General features: G+C 44.6%; 14 protein-coding genes. 1 reads left to right on the top strand and 13 read right to left on the bottom strand.

All coding sequences use genetic code 11. The features are described from left to right. Window positions 1–20: 20 nt before the first annotated feature. Together A3766_RS05400 and A3766_RS05395 are read right to left on the bottom strand one after the other, a co-directional pair. On the bottom strand, window positions 21–926 hold the full coding sequence (locus A3766_RS05400; RefSeq protein WP_231882840.1) for an RNA methyltransferase: 906 nt from the start codon (window positions 924–926) through the stop codon (window positions 21–23). After that, on the bottom strand, window positions 913–1560 hold the full coding sequence (locus tag A3766_RS05395) for a TetR/AcrR family transcriptional regulator (protein WP_068510621.1): 648 nt from the start codon (window positions 1558–1560) through the stop codon (window positions 913–915). The genes A3766_RS05400 and A3766_RS05395 overlap by 14 nt, the downstream gene beginning before the upstream one ends. 301 nt (window positions 1561–1861) lie before the next feature. Here A3766_RS05395 and A3766_RS05390 point away from each other — a divergent pair, with 301 nt between their 5' ends. Continuing rightward, a complete protein-coding gene (locus A3766_RS05390; protein WP_068510623.1) occupies window positions 1862–2656 on the top strand; it encodes an inositol monophosphatase family protein in 795 nt (264 codons plus the stop codon). Window positions 2657–2743: 87 nt separating this feature from the next. Here the strand turns inward: A3766_RS05390 and secF are convergent, their stop codons facing one another. From secF to A3766_RS05335, 11 genes are all read right to left on the bottom strand, one after another. Next, window positions 2744–3664 (bottom strand): protein translocase subunit SecF, encoded by a 921-nt coding sequence (gene secF, locus A3766_RS05385; protein ID WP_068510624.1) that lies wholly within the window; start codon window positions 3662–3664, stop codon window positions 2744–2746. 10 nt (window positions 3665–3674) lie between these two features. Beyond that, window positions 3675–5531 carry a protein translocase subunit SecD gene (gene secD, locus A3766_RS05380; RefSeq protein WP_068510627.1) on the bottom strand — a complete coding sequence of 619 codons (1857 nt, stop codon included), beginning with the start codon at window positions 5529–5531 and terminating at the stop codon, window positions 3675–3677. A gap of 154 nt (window positions 5532–5685) precedes the next feature. Beyond that, window positions 5686–5955: a preprotein translocase subunit YajC gene (yajC, locus tag A3766_RS05375; protein WP_231872197.1), complete on the bottom strand. Its 270-nt coding sequence runs from the start codon at window positions 5953–5955 to the stop codon at window positions 5686–5688. A gap of 163 nt (window positions 5956–6118) precedes the next feature. Beyond that, complete coding sequence (gene tgt / locus A3766_RS05370; RefSeq protein WP_068510630.1) at window positions 6119–7249, bottom strand: tRNA guanosine(34) transglycosylase Tgt; 1131 nt, start codon at window positions 7247–7249, stop codon at window positions 6119–6121. A gap of 25 nt (window positions 7250–7274) precedes the next feature. Then, window positions 7275–8327 (bottom strand): tRNA preQ1(34) S-adenosylmethionine ribosyltransferase-isomerase QueA, encoded by a 1053-nt coding sequence (queA, locus tag A3766_RS05365; RefSeq protein ID WP_068510633.1) that lies wholly within the window; start codon window positions 8325–8327, stop codon window positions 7275–7277. A 6-nt stretch (window positions 8328–8333) separates the two neighbouring features. Beyond that, a complete protein-coding gene (gene aroC / locus A3766_RS05360) occupies window positions 8334–9419 on the bottom strand; it encodes a chorismate synthase (RefSeq protein ID WP_068510635.1) in 1086 nt (361 codons plus the stop codon). Between the two features lie 58 nt (window positions 9420–9477). After that, window positions 9478–10446 carry a 50S ribosomal protein L3 N(5)-glutamine methyltransferase gene (gene prmB, locus A3766_RS05355; RefSeq protein ID WP_068510637.1) on the bottom strand — a complete coding sequence of 323 codons (969 nt, stop codon included), beginning with the start codon at window positions 10444–10446 and terminating at the stop codon, window positions 9478–9480. Between the two features lie 90 nt (window positions 10447–10536). After that, window positions 10537–11193 (bottom strand): fumarylacetoacetate hydrolase family protein, encoded by a 657-nt coding sequence (locus A3766_RS05350; RefSeq protein ID WP_068510639.1) that lies wholly within the window; start codon window positions 11191–11193, stop codon window positions 10537–10539. A 49-nt stretch (window positions 11194–11242) separates the two neighbouring features. Then, complete coding sequence (locus tag A3766_RS05345; protein ID WP_068510642.1) at window positions 11243–12253, bottom strand: putative solute-binding protein; 1011 nt, start codon at window positions 12251–12253, stop codon at window positions 11243–11245. Window positions 12254–12449: 196 nt separating this feature from the next. Beyond that, a complete protein-coding gene (locus A3766_RS05340) occupies window positions 12450–16427 on the bottom strand; it encodes an FG-GAP-like repeat-containing protein (RefSeq protein ID WP_068510643.1) in 3978 nt (1325 codons plus the stop codon). A gap of 20 nt (window positions 16428–16447) precedes the next feature. Next, on the bottom strand, window positions 16448–17714 hold a 1267-nt coding region (locus A3766_RS05335; RefSeq protein ID WP_068641865.1), incomplete at its 5' end, for an FAD-binding oxidoreductase.

Genomic DNA, 17714 nt, shown 5'->3' with positions numbered 1-17714 from the left:
GCCCCGAAAATATGGAGCTTCTATTTTTTTCGACCAAACTTGAGCGTTGCCGTCAATATGCCGCGTAATATATTAACTTCCATCTTATCTAGGTGAACTCGCTGATATAAGCGCCGCAACCTTGTCATCAACTGACGAGGATTATCCGGGTCATGAAAGCCTACTTCTATTAGCGTTTCCTCTAGATGACTAAAATACCCTTCAACTTCGGACACAGTTGCTAGCGGCTCATCCCAAGATTCATCTTGAGAGGAAACACTGGCCAATGAATGGTGTTTGGGGGCAGTTACAGATTTATCAACGCTTTCGGTCAAACAATCTGGTCGATATAGCAAAGCCATTCGCAGCTCATAGCTAAGTAACTGAACCGCCATGGCTAAATTTAGTGAGGAAAAACTCTCTACTGCTGGAATATTTACATGATAATGACAGCGGTGCAGTTCCTCATTACTCAAGCCACTCGCCTCATTACCGAATATAAGCGATACCGAACTGCCACACTCATTAGAGTCGATGTTTTCATCTGCTAAAACCTTGTCAAGCACTAAGGAAGCACAGTCTCTAGGGTTCATAAGCGGCCAAGTCATTTTACGACTGCGGGCACTAGCACCAATCACTATCTGACTACCAGCCAAAGCCTCATCAAGCGAAGTGCAGACCATTGCTTTTGCCAGAATATCTTCAGCCCCTGAAGCTCGCCTAATCGCATCGTGAGTATTTAAGGGAGACAAATAAACAATTTCACCATGCTCATCTTTTTCATAGGCTTCTGATGGCGAGACCAAGACCAGGCGACTTAAGCCCATATTTTTCATTGCACGAGCAACTGCACCGACATTTCCCGGATGACTAGTTCTAACCAATACAACTGTCACCAGGTCACTCAGTTTTTCTTCACGACTAAGCGCTATATTATTTTGAGTCACTGGCAATATCCAAAAATATCATACTATCTAAAGAAGCTGGATTTACCAGACTCTTAAAGGAATCTATCAACGCTCTCCCCTCTTTTGCAGGCACCGACAAAGCCATGCGAACAGCAGAGCCTGCCATATGCGAAAGTAGGAAACCAACCTGTTGTAACTTTTCCCAATACTGTTCATCGTAGTATTGCTTAATACAATCAACAATTAGCTTCGTTACGCGGCGACTATCTTCGATATCCAAATCCTGTAAGGATTTGTCTGCCGAAACACTTACCCAGATATCCATCATGGCAGGCTCAGAAAGGTATTCTTGATAGTAGCTCTCAATAACCTCTTGCAACACAAAGCATGCCTCTTCTTTTGAGCGCGTCACCGGCAAGGCTTCAGACAAAGAGCTAAATGATTGATCAAAGGTATCCTGAGCTAGCGCTAAGGTAATCGCATTTTTACTAGGAAAGTACTGATATATAGAAGCTGGGGTAACACCAGCACGCTCCGAAATTTCGTGAATTTTAAGTTGGGCGCTGCCCTTTTCAGAAATTAAGGATTTTGCTGCATTCAGAATTGCGTCGACACGCTTTTTACTTCTTGCCTGAGTCGGCCTGCGACGACTGTCATTTGTTTTATCTTGCAAAGTTGTTCCATATAATTGCGAATAAATTATAAGGTGACCAGGCTGCTAGATGTACACACTCTGAAAATTCACCAACTAGAGCGCTAGTTTAACGCCGTTTTAATCTAGATGGGAGTACCTAATCAAGATTTGCTCACCGGGACCCTCTGAATAGCACCTTGGAGATTTCTATATTCGCGTGCCTCTGTCACATTTTTTTGCTATGATCCGCCCCACTTGGTCTCCAGTACGCTGGACTGCACCATACGCTCTTTATCAATTCGTTCTTTTGTCATTCACTTTTTATATGTAAGTGGTAACTATGAAGCCTATTTTAAATATTGCTTTGCGCGCTTCTCGTCAAGCATGCGAATATATTAATCAAAGTATCGATAAAAATGATCCAAACCAATCTGACCCTAATGCTAATGAAAAGCTGGTCAGCCATCTTGAATCTACTTTATTTCAAACCTTCTTTGATAGCCTAAAGAAAGCCAACCCAACCCACTTCATTATCGCACCCGATGAAACACCTAGCGACGTAAAAGAAGATAGCTGGCAAGTTAACGGCTTTCACGCGCCCTACAACCTGCTACGAAAAATCCCAGCAACGGCTTTTTCACTTGTTCATAAGTCTTCAGGAAAATCTCAAAACGCCTTACTTGTTAACCCGACAAATGGTGATGAATACACAGCAAGCCGTGGAAGCGGAGCAGCACTTAATGGCAGAAGAATTCGTTGTACCTCTCCTAAATCGCTAGCTGAAGCGACGGTTGCAATCAATACCATAAATCAATTCGACTCACCTGCCGAATCTCACGTCATTGCTGACTTTATTAGTGAAGTGGGAAGCAATGTCGGTCAAATGCAGGTTAGCAATTGCGATGCTCTTGATGTCGCCATGGTTGCCGCTGGCCAAATTGATGCAGCAATACTAACCAAGGTAAACGCTAAAGAGCTTGAAGCAGCTCTGCTGCTATGCCAGGAGTCTGGCGCACTGACAGGTACACTAAACGGCGGTGTATTTAGCGATAAAGAAGACAAAATCATCGTTGCCAATCCAAAGCTCTTTAAAGCATTGGTCCAGCGCTTTAATACTTTTCAAACACGCCTCTAAGGTAGCGCGTTTGAGAGCGCTAAATACTAGCCATAAAAAAGGGAGCTTCTGCTCCCTTTTTTATGGCTAGTATTTGACTACCTGACTTTAAGGTTGGTCATCAATAGCGTTTCCTTCCTCGTCCTCGACAACTGGAGCAATCAAATCTTCTTTGCTCACACCCATCGACAACAAGACATTACTAGCAACATAAATAGATGAATACGTACCCACTAACACACCAATCAAAAGCGCCTTAGCAAAGCCGTTAATCATTTCACCACCAAGAAAGTACAAGGCAAACAGCACTAACAAAGTCGTCGCCGATGTAACCAAGGTTCGAGATAAAGTTTGTGTCAACGAAATGTTAATGACTTCATCAGGCTCTGACTTTCTTAACTTTCTGAAGTTTTCCCTAATACGGTCGGATACAACAATCGTGTCATTCAAGGAATAACCAATTACCGCTAGTAGAGCAGCCAATACGGTTAAGTCGAAATCCCAACCCAGAATGGAAAAAGCACCAATAACGATAATGACATCATGTATCAAAGCCGATACAGCACCTACCGAGAACTTGAACTGAAACCTGACAGCAACATAGAACATGACCAAACCCAAGGCCAACAGCAAGCCAATGCCGCCCTGCTCTCTTAACTCTTCACCAACCTGTGCGCCAACAAATTCAGCTCTGGTCAGCTCTAGCTGCACACCATTCGCAGACAAGGTGCTCGCGACTTGCGCACCAACCTTATCGTTAAACGACTCAGACAAGCGAACCAACACAGATGTTGCTGCACCAAAGTTTTGTACAACTAATTTCTCATAACCCGCTGCAAGCAACTGCTCACGCACTTCTTCAAGGTTCGGCGCTTCTTGGTATTCAACCTCTACCAGCGTCCCCCCTGTAAAATCCAAACCCAAAGCCAGACCTTTCACACCAAGCGAAGTAATTGAGGCAAGCAATAAGATGATCGAGAATGCCGCGGCAATCTTACGTTTGCCCATAAAATCTATTGTATTGTTCATCCTGAGCACCTTACCCTATCGAAATTTTCTTCAGCTGACGGCCGCCATAGGCCAAGTTAACAATCGCTCGCGTCAGTACGACAGAAGTGAAGAGCGAAGTCATAATACCGAGTGACAATGTCACCGCAAAACCTTTAACCGGGCCAGTTCCTACCGCAAACAAGATAACCGCAGCAATCAACGTGGTTATATTTGCATCGAAAATCGCTACAAATGCTCGACTATAGCCGGCATGAATAGCTTGCTGAGGAGAAAGACCGTTTGCCAGCTCCTCGCGGATACGAGCAAAGATCAACACGTTTGCATCAACCGCCATACCGACAGTCAGTACAATACCAGCGATGCCTGGCAGGGTAAGTGTGGCAGAGATCATCGACATTAATGCACACAATAGAATGACATTTATTGCTAGAGCAATATTCGCGACAACACCAAATGCCCGGTAGTAAACAAGCATAAACAATAAGACCAAAGCGAAACCGATTTGAACGGACATCAAACCCGCGTCGATATTTGCCTGCCCCAGGCTAGGCCCAACTGTACGCTCTTCAACAAAGTAAATTGGCGCTGCAAGCGAACCCGCTCTAAGAAGCAATGCCAGTTCAGCAGCTTCGGTGGCTGAGTCCAGACCGGTAATACGGAAGCTGTTACCAAACGCCCCCTGTATCGTTGCCAAGTTAATAATCTGGCGAATCTCACGGTTACGACGCTCTGTTACTTCTTCACCGTCGACTATTTTCTTAATTAGCTCAGACTTCTGCTCGATAAATAAAACACCCATGCGGCGCTTTAAGTTTCGCTTGGTCACTTCAAGCATCAACTTACCGCCCTTACCGTCAAGGTCGATATTAACCTGTGCCACTCCGTTTTCATCAAAACTCGCACGAGCATTCGATACATTGCTTCCCGTGACGATAATATCTTTTTCCAGGTAAGCGGTACGTCCTTTCTCACTCTTGAAGTCAAACTGCTGCATTTCTCGGCTAGAAGCGCTCGACTTAGCCTCTAGACGAAACTCCAGGTTTGCTGTTTTACCAATAATACGTTTTGCTGCCGCCGTATCCTGAACACCAGGGAGCTCAACCACGATACGGTTACGCCCCTGACGCTGAACCAAAGGCTCAGCAACACCCAGTTCGTTAACACGATTTCTAAGCGTAATCAGGTTTTGTTGAACAGCATAATCTTCAATCTCTTTAATTCGCGCTTCAGATAGTTTTAGCAATAAGAAGAAGCTTTCATCTTCTTCGATTGTTGTACGTGTAAACTGACGATATTCTGATGCGGCAAGCGAAACCGCTTTGTCCAATTCCTTTTCAGACTTGAACTTAACCTTGAGGCCATCAGTGCCTTCAACCAATACCGAACGATAGCGAATTTTTTCACTACGCATCGCTGTTTTAATATCACTCATTGAGACTTGAAGCTTTTGACTCAAAGCTTTATCCATATCAACTTCGAGTAAGAAGTGAACACCACCTCGCAAATCTAGACCAAGTTTCATAGGTCCAGCACCCATAGACTTAAGCCAATCAGGTGTGCTTGGTGCCATATTTAGCGCCGCAATATAATCACTACCCAAAACATCGCTTAGGACTTCTTTTGCAGATAATTGAGCTTCGTTGTCATTGAAACGAACCAAAAGGTTATTACCATTTAACTCCGCATGCTTAACAACAACATTATTTTTCTCTAATACGCTAACGACCCGCTTCTGTAGAGCATCGTCTGCTTTTAGCGAGCTTTGCGTTCCGGTCACCTGCACAGCAAAGTCATCAGGATAGAGATTAGGTAATGAGTACACTGCACCCAATGCCAGGGTGATCAGTATGAGAATATATTTCCACGCGGGGTATGTATTGAGCATCTTAGCTCCAGATCCTTTCGGTATTATTCAAAGTAATTGAGTGTGCAGGTGTTATATCACGACGCAGACCCTGTTACGCGAACAAAGCCTAAACAAACGTAAAAACATCTCGATTAGCCTAGTCGCTCACCCTTTGTGAGCGACTAACACTGATTTAGATACCTTTTAAGGTGCCTTTTGGTAATGCTGAGGCAACTGCTACTTTCTGAATGTTCATTTCAACACCCTCAGAAACTTCAACCTTAACAAACTCTTCTGAAACTTTTGTGACCTTACCAGCGATACCGCCATTCGTCACAATCTCGTCACCTTTGCTTAATTCAGAAACCAGATTTCTATGCTCTTTGGCACGCTTTGACTGTGGCCTCCACATCAAGAAGTAAAAAATCAGGATAAAGCCACCAAAGAATACCAACTGCATCATTGCACTTGGGCCTTGAGGTGAAACAGGCGCGCCTTCAGCCAGGCTAAGCGCAGAGTACATGCAGAAAGTCAGAAACAGACCAATTTTAGCGATTAATTTCATTAAGGGTTCCCCTTGTTTAGTTCTAATAGTTAGCAGTAAAATTTTTTAACTGAGCAACACTTTATTCTGCTGCGCCAGCTGTTAATTCTGGTGTTGTTTCGCCTCTTTGGGCATAGAAGGTATCAACAAAGGCCGACAATTTACCTTGTTCGATGGCCTGACGCAATCCACTCATTAAGTTCTGATAATATCTTAGGTTATGAATTGTGTTGAGTTGCGCGCCTAGCATCTCTTTACACTTATCTAAATGATGAAGATAGCTACGACTAAAGTTCTTACAGGTATAGCAGTCACATTGTTCATCGAGCGGAGATGGGTCTTCTTTATGAGCTGAATTTCTTATCTTGATAACACCCGTTGAAGTAAACAAATGGCCGTTGCGAGCATTTCTTGTCGGCATTACGCAGTCAAACATATCGATACCGCGACGAACAGACTCAACCAAGTCTTCAGGCTTCCCTACTCCCATTAAATAACGAGGCTTATCTTCAGGCATTTTATAGCCGATATGATCAAGCACCTTCATCATTTCTTCTTTCGGTTCACCAACAGATAAGCCACCAATGGCATAACCATCGAAGCCAATATTGGCTAAGCCTTCCAGGCTTTCATCACGCAAGTGCTCATACATTCCGCCCTGCACAATGCCAAATAAAGCTGAAGGGTTATCACCGTGAGCCTGTTTACTACGTTCAGCCCAGCGCATCGATAGCTCCATTGAACTACGTGCTTCTTCTTCCGTTGCAGGGTAAGGCGTACATTCGTCAAAAATCATAACGATATCTGAACCAAGCTTACGCTGAACTTCCATTGAGATTTCAGGCGTCAGCTCTACTTTAGAACCATTGATAGGGGACTTGAATGTTACACCCTTCTCGCTGATCTTACGCATATCTCCGAGGCTAAAAACCTGAAAACCTCCAGAATCAGTCAGAATTGGTTTATCCCATTGGATAAAGTCATGCAAAGTACCATGTTTCTCAACAATGTCGGTGCCCGGTCTTAGCATTAGATGAAAAGTATTTCCGAGAATAATATCCGCGCCAATCTCTTCGATATCCTTAGGTAGCATGCCTTTTACCGTACCGTAAGTGCCAACCGGCATAAACGCAGGGGTCTGTATTTTCCCACGTGGAAAGTCAATTTCTCCACGTCGAGCCAAGCCATCTGTCTGGCTGACCTTAAAGGACATACAACAATTCGATTCACTCAATGTATTACTCCGAAATATTCCCGCTAGAGGGATTTAGAAACATCGCATCACCATAACTGAAAAAGCGATACTTATTTGCAACAGCCTGCTCATAAGCATTTAAGATATTTGCCTGGCCTGAAAATGCAGATACCAACATTAATAGGGTCGATTTCGGCAAATGAAAGTTAGTAATCAGTGCATCGACACTTTTAAACTCATAACCTGGGAAAATAAATATCTCAGTATCACCGGTAAAAGCCTTAAGCTCGCCTGACTGGCTGGCAGATTCAAGACTACGAACACTAGTTGTGCCGACGCAAATAACACGACCACCTTTTCGACGAGTCGCAGTCACTTTGTCAACCACGTCTTGAGTCACTTCAATCCATTCCGAATGCATTTCGTGGTCTTTAATATCGTCAACCTTTACTGGCTGGAAGGTTCCAGCACCAACATGCAAGGTAACAAAAGCTGTATCAACGCCTTTTGCTTTAAGCCTTTCAATAAGCTCATCATCAAAGTGCAAGCCTGCCGTAGGCGCTGCTGCCGCGCCTGGCTTATCGGCATAGACAGTTTGATAACGATCCTGATCCATATCCTCATCACCACGCTCAATATACGGAGGTAAAGGAATGTGGCCGTACTTTTCAAGCAGCTGAAAAACCTCTAAAGACTGGGTCTCAAGAATAAACAGTGCATTCTGTCGCCCCTTCATTTCGATTACTTGCGTGCTTCCATCATCGGTATCAACAACAATCTTGCTACCTTCTTTAGGAGAACGGCTAGACCTGACATGCGCTAAAAATGTATGACTATCAATCATTCGCTCAAAGAGTATTTCCAGCTTGCCGCCACTTTCTTTTTTCGCAAACAAACGTGCCGGAACGACCTTGGTATCATTGAATACCAGTAAGTCGTTTTCATTAATCAGCTCATAAACATCAGCAAAGGATTGATGAGCTAGTTTCCCCTCACTACCTTCGACCACCAACAAACGGCTTTGGCTTCGCTCTTCTGTTGGATAATTGGCAATTAGCTCTGCCGGCAAGTCAAAATCAAAATCAGAAACTTTCATACCGTCTTAGATTCTCGGTGTTTCACAGACAACGTCAGCATTTTGAGCACGATGGCGCATTAGGTGATCCAACAAAACCATTGCCATCATTGCTTCAGCAATGGGCGTAGCGCGAATACCCACACACGGGTCGTGACGGCCTTTGGTTGATACTTCAATCTGATTCCCTGCGGTATCAATACTTCTACCCGGCAAATGAATACTTGAAGTCGGTTTCAAGGCCATATGTGCAACAATATCCTGCCCGGTTGAAATACCACCTAAGACACCGCCCGCGTGATTCGAAAGAAACCCTTCCGGCGTCATCTCGTCTCTATGCTCTGTGCCCTTTTGCTCAATACAATCAAAACCTGCACCAATTTCCACACCTTTTACGGCATTGATACTCATAAAGGCATGCGCCAGCTCGGCATCTAGCCGGTCAAAGATTGGCTCACCCAAACCAGGTGGTACATTGCGTGCAACAACAGAAATTTTCGCGCCAATAGAGTTACCCTCTTTATTCAGCGCTTTCATATAATCTTCCATCTCACCGACTTTACCGGCATCAGGGCAGAAAAATGGATTGTCATTGACGATAGACATATCCACTTTTTCAACTTTAATTGGACCCAGCTGAGACAGGTAACCGTTGATTTCAATACCAAACGATTGCTTCAAGTATTTCTTGGCGATAGCACCCGCTGCAACACGCATTGCTGTTTCTCGAGCAGAAGAACGACCGCCCCCGCGGTAATCCCTGAAGCCATATTTCTGGTTGTAAGCATAATCAGCATGCGCTGGTCTAAAGGTCGTTGCGATATTCGAGTAATCTTTTGAGCGCTGATCCGTATTCTTAATCAACAAACCTATGGGCGTACCCGTTGTTTTCCCCTCAAAGATACCAGAGAGGATCTCAACTTCATCAGCCTCTTTACGCTGCGTAGTGTAGCGCGATGTGCCCGGCTTCCGACGATCCAGGTCGACCTGTAAATCTTCTTCACTAAGCTCTATCCCCGGAGGGCAACCATCAACAATACAGCCTATCGCTTTTCCATGGCTCTCACCAAAAGAAGTGACTGTAAAAAGCTTTCCAAACGTATTACCCGACATACTATCTGCCTCTTTCTCTAGTTAAACGCTTTTGAGCGTTCAACAATAATATTCAATTCTATACCCAAGGGTAGTTTCTTAATTCTTGTGCGCGAATCACAAACACGCCGTGCCCACCCTGTTCGAACTCAACCCAAGTAAAGGGAAAATCAGGATAAGCCTCTTCTAGCGCTTCCCAACTATTTCCAACCTCAACAATCATTAAGCCATCATCGCTTAAGTGCTTCGCACCTTCCGATAGAATTCGTCTGACAATATCCAGCCCGTCAGGCCCTGCAACCAAGCCTAACACAGGCTCAGCACTATACTCTTCGGGCATGCTGTCAAAATCATTTTGATCAACATAAGGCGGATTCGACAAAATTAAATCGTAACGAACATGTTCACCATCCGAGAACTGCGAAGGATCGCTCAAAGCACTGAAAAGATCAGAGGAAAACGCCTGAACCCGGTCATTTAATTCATACAATTCAATATTCGACTTTGCCACGGCCAGGGCATCGACTGATATATCAAACAAATCCACCTGCGCCTCTTCAAACTCCAAAGCGGCAGCGATGCCGATGCAACCACTTCCGGTACATAAATCAAGCACTCGCTCAGGCTCATTTAATAGCCAAGGTTCCATATGATGCCCGATGAGTTCGGCAATCGGAGAGCGAGGTATGAGCACTCGCTCATCGACATTGAAGCGCAAACCACAAAACCAAGCTTGTTTGGTGATATAAGCCAGTGGCTCTCGGCCTTTTGTTCTGCGCTTAATCGCATCTAAGATAAGCGCCTTCTCTTCGTCTGCCAGACGACAAGACCATAGTTCAGTCGAAAAATCCCAAGGCAGATCTAATAACTGAAGAACCAGGCTGACTGCCTCATCCCAGTTGTTGTCAGTACCATGGCCACAATAAACCTGTTCACGATTCAAACTCGAAAAAGTGTAACGAATAAAATCAGCTATCGTCTGCAAATTTGACTCACTACTTGATGCACTGCTAGCAAGTTCAGAAGAACGGGTTTGAGTCTGAGGCACGCGGGCTAATTCCTAATATCGAAAAAGCCCGCAATTATATAGAGAATCGGCAGCTGGGGGAATGGGAGACACCGAAGTCAGCAGCTAAATTTAGATTGCCTTAGTATCAAAAGCTAAATTCTTGCCAAACTTTAGCGACAACTGATCCCCTTTGTGTAGCTGCCCCACCCCCTTCGGCGTTCCGGTAAGAACAACGTCACCTGGGTTGAGCGTGAAAAAGGTACTCATATGCGCAATAAGTGGCGCGATCGGGTTCAACATATCGCTACTCTTACCATGCTGTCGCAACTCTCCATTGATACTCAAGGTAAACTCAAGCTGGTTTAAGGCTGTACAGTTCCCTAACGGAACAAATTCACTGAGCGGGCAAGCACCATCAAAGCTTTTGGCGACTTCCCAAGGGTGGGATTTTTCTTTCAACTTTGACTGCAGCTCACGCCGCGTTAGATCAAGCGCCAAACCTAAGCCTTCAATTCCTTGCTCCGCTTGTTCGGCATTTGCATTAGATAGCGTCTCTCCGATCAATACGGCAATCTCTGCCTCATAGTGGCAATCTGTGTCTGGAATAGTGAAAGGTTCACTTAAAGAGACGACAGCCGACTCTGGTTTAATAAACAGAATCGGCTCAGAAGGTATGGGGTTATTAAGCTCTTTGGCATGTTCTGCGTAATTACGCCCGACACAAACGACTTTTGTGATAGGTGATTCGAATAAACTTCCATCAACAAATTTTGCTGTATAAGGCATCACTACTCCTACTAAGCTACAAGGTCTCTAGGAGCAGTGTTCTGCGCAACTACTCCGGAGTCGCGCATTCTGTCGCAGATGGATTAAATTTACAACGGATCTTCCACAATATTGAGATAGCTTTTGCGTCGTAGGCTTTTTCATCTCTTAAGGCTAAACGAATCTTCTTAGAAAGGTTTTCATACTCTGACTTTCTTACATCATCGAGACTCACCCAGTACTTCTGTGGAATTTCACTGTGTGCCTGCTTAACTGTATTCTCGAGTTCATTAAATCGAGATAGCGCATGCTGGCGCATATTGTGAGCAAAATTTGCTGGGGCTGTTTCAGTATTGACGACCATTTCCATCACAGCATAAAGAATATTGAAGTCAACAATTCCGCCAGTTTCGCCCAAACCTTTGTATAACTCAAACGTGTTGTAAGCCAACGCGGGCGCAAACATTACGTCAACGTTGCCATTATTGAATTGCCCACCCCAAGTAGCCAACGAAGTGTGTACCGGCGATGCACCAACCACTTGGGCAAATCGCTCACTGGCTACATCAGCATTCAAAATAGACACTTTTTTGCCGCTAATTGCTGATATATCCACATTACTCTTATCTCGAACAAAGGTATAAATCTCGCCAATTGGAAACAACCCAGCCATCTGGTACTTGCCATTGGAAATCAACTTCTCTGCTTTCTTACTCGATAAGGATTTCGACAATGTTTTCAATTCTTTTAAAGTACGAATAGCGCCTGGAGCACCAAAAGCCCCGGTAAAAGGCACGAAGTCTTTTGCTAGAATATTGGTTAATAAAACGGCACTGCATTCGCCTGAACGGAAGTCATTCGAAGCAACTTTCTCATCCGTATAGGCTTCCATTTGCAAATCAATCCCCCAACTTATTGCCTTGAGCTTTGTTTCCTTCAAAAAAGAAATAAACGGCCCATTAGCACCAACAGGGTCCCAGACACAAAATTTAACCGGCGTTAAATTACTGGCATTCGCTGGCAGAGCGCTTGCGACAAGTATCAGCGTAAAGAAGAATAGTCGGGTTATTCGTGAACTCATGGTACTTCCTTTATTATTTTCAATAGAACAAGATCTTTACCCATCCAGAAATTTGAACGACAAAATGGAACAGCAAAAAACCGAGAACGAGACAGTATCTGAATATTATTCACATTTCAATTTCAGACACTGTGATTTTCACCTAATTTGGAACAATTAGTCATGCACTCAACCGGAATAGACTGTTCTAGAATCGCTACTTATCAAACTCGATTAGGTAATAACGCGCAGGGAGAAAGAGGAAATCTAGTTTTTCTCTGCTACCACTGAGCCACTTTATCTGAAGCTGCTGATAGCTTTGTTTTTCTGCCATACCAAAATGAGCAAGAGGCTCATCAAAACTAAGAAAACCACCTCCAAGAACTTGCTGAGATAACTGCGCCGCGCTTTCATCATCAAGAGAATGACCGAGCAATTGCACGCTGGAGCCCAATACCGTTTGTCCATTAAGTCTTAGATCGATCAATATACCCGGCTCTCGAGTCTGGTTGATGAAGACGCCATGGTCGGCAGCAACTCGTTGGGAGATGATATCGAGATCACCATCCCGGTCAAAATCAACCGTCACAAAGCTCGGGGTATTTAGATAATCTTCCAAGCCCATTTCCGCTTCTGCTCGGTACATTCCTTCGCCATGCTTATTCATATACAAAACATTGGTCTGGGTACGCCGCCCTGCTCCACCAAACATATAACCGTTGCCAACATAAATATCGTTCCAGCCATCATTATTCAAGTCTGCTATCTTGCTGTGCCAACTCCAATAACTTTCTGATACAGCCCAGTCTTCAGCAAGTTCTTGCCAGCCGCCCATCGAGGACATAGACAAGACATTGCGCTGAACACCCTTAGGGTATAGTGAATAGTTGATAGCTTGCTTTGGGGGAATTACTTTACTGGCAGCTCGGCATAAAGACTCAGCCACTTTGTTTTCCTGAGTCATGAGACTACAAATATCGTCTTGCCTTGATTGCCTGGCCAGTTGAATAAGCTGCGCCTGAAGACAGTCTTGCTTTCTCTTGCTCTCAGCCAAATATTGACAGGTACCAACTTGCCCAGATTTGACAGCCTGATCAAGTGAAAGCAAAGCTCTACACGCCTGTAAGTCTGCAATGCCAGCCTGCTGACAATAGTCCAAACCACCCTCTTGGCCAAAAGACATATCAACACTAAAGTAATCAATTAGCTGGTCTCGATTGAGGTCGCCACTGGCGATACTCATCGTGTTAAATGCACTGTAAGCTGGCAGGTTACTATCGGCTTTAGCTACTTGGAAACGCCCCGATTTCCAGCGATATATAATATCGGGGGCATCCATATCATTTCCCACGAGCAACTCCGGCTTACCATCTCGATCAATATCCGAGAAAAGTACTGACAAGGTCTCCCCTTGCGCTCCAGGTAATGCATGTGGCTTAAAATCTCGGCGAGTATTATTGGATGAATGCTTCTTGATGGCAGCATTCTCAATATAATAATTTTGGGAACGGTGCGGATTAAAATGTCTTAAGTCGCCAGCAAACCAGCTACCCAAAGCCATATCAATATCACCATCCTGATCAACATCCTGAAATGCCGCTGACATCACTAGTTGACTGTTTTCAAGCATCAGCTCCTGATAGCGACCTTGATCAAAGCTACCGCCCTGGTTCCAATAGATTCTATTACCAGCACCATAAAACGACACAAACAAGTCAGGATAGCTATCTGCATCCAAATCAACAAAACTGACCAATACTGGGCTTAGTTCACTTCCAAACTCTAGCGTTTTTCGCTTAGCAAAGCGCCCCCCCATATTCTGATAAAGTCGTATGCGGTCGGAATAAGCAATTGCCAGGTCTGGCCATAGATCCTGGTTCGTATCCCCCGTTGCAATACCCCGGCCATAGCTGAAGGGCTCAAATAATTCGACAGCTTTCATCGCAGGCGCACTTTCCAGACCAATAGAAGCGGCTTTAGTCTGCTCAAAGCCAACAACAGAATCATCGCTATTTTGGCCTTTTAAAGCGTAAGACTTAAGCACAAAGTCCCGACCAAGCTCCGACTTAAGATGGTGCGTATCGACTAAATCTAGCCCTTTGGTTTTCGCTAGTAAGGCCTCTACCTCTTCACCTTCACTATGCAACGCTCCCGCAAGCTGATCATGCTGTTCATTTAAATACTGATAGCTCAGATCTGACAATAGCTCTGCTAAATAAGCTTGAATCGCCTCTTCGTTACATCGTGCTTTAAGAGCTGTATTACTAATCAGTGAGCACGCTTCTGAATCACCGACATTGATGCCCTGAAAGTAACGTGAAAAGTCGTCGCATGCCGCTTTAATAACAGGCTCATTCAACTGCGTGCAGAATGACTTATCTGCACCCTGCTCTAGCTTGTGATTGATTAGCAGCGCCTGACATCGCTGCACAGCGACTGAGCCTTCCAAACCTGAACAAGCATTCAAGTCTCCTTGCTGTACTAGCAATATATTCTGACGTATAAGCTTATGTTCATTGAGGCAAAATGCCGTCAAATCTTCTACGGCTCCAGAACCTTCAAGTGAAGCGCATAGCGCATAGCCCGGATAAAGTTCTGTATTTAGCGCTAAGCTCTCAACTAAACACTGGCGCTGACCTTCTTGAGAATTTAAAGACAAGCATGGCGATAAGCTTTGTTGCTCAAGTGTCTTCTCGAAAAAATAGTCATAACGACAGCGCTGCCTATATTGCGTAGGTAAACTATTACACTGATCCACACTTTCGTTTGTTAAGGCGCCTTTCCTGACTTTAAGATAATCAAATGCCTCCATACAGCGCTGGCGATAGCTCGCTGCATCCTCCAGATAATCACAGGCACTCGCACTAAATTGCTTCGATAATAGCTCAACAACGAAGCGTTCAAAGCAGTCATACTGACGAGACTCACCAAGAACATGGCAGGCACGGGCAGCTTTTCGCATCAGGGGGCGTGCCGAATATTCCGGTAAACCGTGAAGCTCTATTGCTTCCTTTTCAGCCGCATCATTAGTCATCGCTAGCTGAGATAGTTTTTCTGTTACCGATAGCAACTTAGCGCCCTGTGATTGCTCGGTATATGCGCTGACGGTCAGACCAGCCAGTAACGCTAAAACAGACACACTCAATAATAAGGCAAGGCTCAATTTCAGAGAGATATCTCGTGCAACCATCGTCGCGGGATAAATACTAAAAACGCCTAAAGCAAAAAAGGCTGCGCCAACATAGGCAATATCAACCCCCGCTGCCAACAAGCCAACTGAGATAACAACATCGAAGGCAATAGGAACCGGAAAAAAAGCAGCGCACAAGGCCACCACAATTAGTATTATTAAGGTCCACGACCCATTTAAGTTATCTAGTGAAACAAATTCTGCTACAAGCGCAGCAAGCCCCCCAGCTAAAAGCATAAGAGGCAGCGCCCCTTTTAAGATAAACCCTAAATGCCCCAAATATGCTTTGGTAAATTCAAAGACAAACTGAAGCCCCCTAGTTTGTTGCGTAATTGCACAGGCATTTAGCGGGAGATCAATACCACTACCTTTAAACTTACCACCCTCGCCATGAAAACGAGCACTTAAAAAGGGAATTACCAGTAAGACAAAAAATACGATCAAGATGTACTTAATGGCAACTAGCTCTATGGGCAGCAAGCTTAGTGACATCGCAACCACGATAAAATTAAAGCTTGGCGAACTACTCAGCATCGATAAAGCGGTGGGAGTAGGAAGGCCTCCCCGGTATAAACCAAAAGCAATGGGCGTAGAACAGTTGGCGCAAACACCCAAAGGAGTTCCGAGCAAGGCACCAATAAACGCTTGTTTATAAGGATTTCGCCCATCTGCGACTTTAGGCAAGTTTATTGAAAGGAAAGATATTAAAGTCAGTACAGCTGCAGCAAATAGAAAACCAAAGGTCATTCCTTGCCAGTTGGTATATGCCCAGTTAAGCGAGCTATAGAGAATACGCTCTGCATGCCCTTGCTCAGCACTAAGCGGGTAAATGACATCAAAGGCGAGAGAACTAAGATGGTTGCGCTGGCCCATCTGAGCTTTTTCATCCAGCGCTGGAAGCCGCGACTGGGACAAGAACAACAATGAGATAAAGGCGAGCAGAATGAGAGAGCAAAGAAATCCCCTTTTATCGACTACCCGCATATTGTTCTCATTACCGTACATTCACCATCTAATTAAAGAGGCTACAGATCGAAAATCTTTCCAGGATTCATCAAGCCTTTTGGATCAAAGACACGCTTAACGCCTTTCATCATTTCGATCTCAACAGGCGAACGCGAATAACCCAGGTAATCTTTCTTGACCATTCCGACGCCGTGCTCTGCCGAGATACTACCATTGTATTTTGCGACAATATCAAAAACCCACTTATTTACCTGAATGCACTTCGAGAAGAACTCTTCATTGCTTAAATCTTCAGGCTTAAGAATATTCAAATGCAGATTGCCATCACCGATATGACCAAACCAGATAATTTCAAAATCCGGGTAATGCTCAGTCACCACTGAATTGATCTCATTTAGAAACTCAGGAACTTTAGAGACCACGACCGAAATATCGTTTTTGTACGGAGTACGCACAGAAATCGACTCTGAGATACCTTCACGCAAACGCCATAAGTTATTGAGCTGGGTTTCACTCTGGCTGATCACACCATCCAAAACCCACCCTTCTTCAACACAGGTTTCAAATAAAGCCATTGCGTCATCCATTACCTGGTCAGACGTCGATTCGAACTCCAACAATGCATAGAAAGGCGCTTCAGTTTCAAAGGGTGCAGGCACATCGTTGTGCGCTAAGACATGCCCCATCGCTTCGTGCGAGAAAAACTCATAGGCAGTCAAGTCCAGCTTTGCTTGGAATGCTTTCAAGACATCCATGGTGTTACCAATATCTGATAGACCCAGAACCAAAGCAGTCAGATTGTTCGGTTGACGCGTTAGTTTCATTGTTGCTTCAGTGATAAAACCAAGTGTTCCTTCAGCACCAATAAACAAGTGACGCAAATCATATCCGGTATTGTTTTTCAACAAGTCTCGGTTTAGTTCAAGAATTTCGCCAGCACCTGTTACCACGGTTAAACCCAAGACCCAATCACGGCTCATGCCGTATTTGATAACTTTAATACCGCCCGCATTAGTCGATAGGTTACCTCCTAGCTGACTAGAACCGGCCGATGCAAAGTCAACCGGATAGTACAAACCGTTCTCTTCGGCGAAGTTTTGCAACTGCTGTGTAACAACACCAGCCTGACAACGTACAGCCTGATCACTGGCGCTGAAATCAACGATCTGATTCATGTAATCGAAAGAAACGACCACTTCACCATTGCTTGCCACAGCCCCCGCACTTAAACCGGTTCGTCCGCCAGAAGGTACTAGTGCAAACTCGTGCTCATTCGCTAGCTTAACAATTGCCTGAACTTCTTCAGTTGTTTTGGGGAATACAATC

This window comes from Oleiphilus sp. HI0132 (genome assembly GCF_001635845.1).
This window is presented reverse-complemented; position numbering and strand designations above follow the sequence as displayed.

Excerpts from the sequence above, each read along its gene's own strand:
- A3766_RS05350 (WP_068510639.1), bottom strand. The coding sequence starts at position 11,193 with ATGCCTTATACAGCAAAATTTGTTGATGGAAGTTTATTCGAATCACCT.
- yajC (WP_231872197.1), bottom strand. The coding sequence starts at position 5,955 with ATGATGCAGTTGGTATTCTTTGGTGGCTTTATCCTGATTTTTTACTTC.
- A3766_RS05345 (WP_068510642.1), bottom strand. The coding sequence starts at position 12,253 with ATGAGTTCACGAATAACCCGACTATTCTTCTTTACGCTGATACTTGTC.
- tgt (WP_068510630.1), bottom strand. The coding sequence starts at position 7,249 with ATGTCCTTTAAGGTCAGCCAGACAGATGGCTTGGCTCGACGTGGAGAA.
- secD (WP_068510627.1), bottom strand. The coding sequence starts at position 5,531 with ATGCTCAATACATACCCCGCGTGGAAATATATTCTCATACTGATCACC.
- queA (WP_068510633.1), bottom strand. The coding sequence starts at position 8,327 with ATGAAAGTTTCTGATTTTGATTTTGACTTGCCGGCAGAGCTAATTGCC.
- A3766_RS05340 (WP_068510643.1), bottom strand. The coding sequence starts at position 16,427 with ATGTACGGTAATGAGAACAATATGCGGGTAGTCGATAAAAGGGGATTT.
- A3766_RS05390 (WP_068510623.1), top strand. The coding sequence starts at position 1,862 with ATGAAGCCTATTTTAAATATTGCTTTGCGCGCTTCTCGTCAAGCATGC.
- secF (WP_068510624.1), bottom strand. The coding sequence starts at position 3,664 with ATGAACAATACAATAGATTTTATGGGCAAACGTAAGATTGCCGCGGCA.
- aroC (WP_068510635.1), bottom strand. The coding sequence starts at position 9,419 with ATGTCGGGTAATACGTTTGGAAAGCTTTTTACAGTCACTTCTTTTGGT.